This is a genomic window from Mesorhizobium sp. M7A.F.Ca.CA.001.08.2.1 (genome assembly GCF_003998455.1).
Lineage (GTDB): Bacteria > Pseudomonadota > Alphaproteobacteria > Rhizobiales > Rhizobiaceae > Mesorhizobium > Mesorhizobium ciceri.
The window spans coordinates 1-784 of sequence record NZ_RZPW01001319.1 but is presented as its reverse complement, the minus strand read 5'-3'; the positions used below and the strand labels follow the sequence as shown (position 1 = coordinate 784).

Annotated in this window: 1 protein-coding gene and 1 pseudogene; both read right to left on the bottom strand. The window is 64.5% G+C overall.

The genetic code is table 11. The features are described 5' to 3' along the window. Positions 1 to 234, bottom strand: a pseudogene (gene murD / locus EN914_RS37115) (UDP-N-acetylmuramoyl-L-alanine--D-glutamate ligase); the annotation flags it as partial. An 8-nt stretch (positions 235 to 242) separates the two neighbouring features. Then, on the bottom strand, positions 243 to 784 hold a 542-nt coding region (gene mraY / locus EN914_RS37110; protein ID WP_127389766.1), incomplete at its 5' end, for a phospho-N-acetylmuramoyl-pentapeptide-transferase.

The window sequence follows — 784 nt, the reverse complement described above, 5'->3', positions numbered from 1 at the left end:
CGTCAGCGGCACACCAGGCGACAGCACGAAGGCCGAGAATTTCGCCCAGTCGGCGCCGCGCAAATCAGCGGTCGCGATACCGGCAATGGCGGCCTTGGCCACACTGTCGGGATTGTCGTCCCAGGCCAGCACGTCCGCGCCGCCCTCGATCAGCGCGCGCGCCGTCGCGATCCCCGAGCCACCAAGCCCGAAGAGCGAAACGCGCTTGCCTGAAAAGGATGCGGCGGGGATCAAAGGGCTTCCTATCTCAGCTTGAGGGTCGACAGGCCGACCAGCGCCAGGATGACGGCGATGATCCAGAAGCGGATCACCACCTGGCTTTCGGTCCAGCCGAGCTTTTCGAAATGATGGTGGATCGGCGCCATCAGGAACACCCGCTTGCCAGTCATCTTGAAGTAGCCGACCTGGATGATGACGGACAGGATTTCGACGACGAACAATCCGCCGACGATGACCAGCACGATCTCATGCTTGGTGGCGACCGCGACGGTGCCGATCAGGCCGCCCATGGCCAGCGATCCGGTGTCGCCCATGAAGATCGCCGCAGGCGGCGCGTTGAACCAGAGGAAGCCGAGGCCAGCGCCGATGACCGCGCCGAGCACGACCGCCAGTTCACCGGTGCCGGGCACGAAATGGATCTGCAGATATTCGGCGAACACGGCGTTGCCGGAGAGATAGGCGATGACGCCGAAGGAGGCAGCCGCGATCATGATCGGCACGATCGCCAGGCCGTCAAGGCCGTCGGTCAGGTTCACCGCATTGCCGGCGCCGACGATGACGAAGC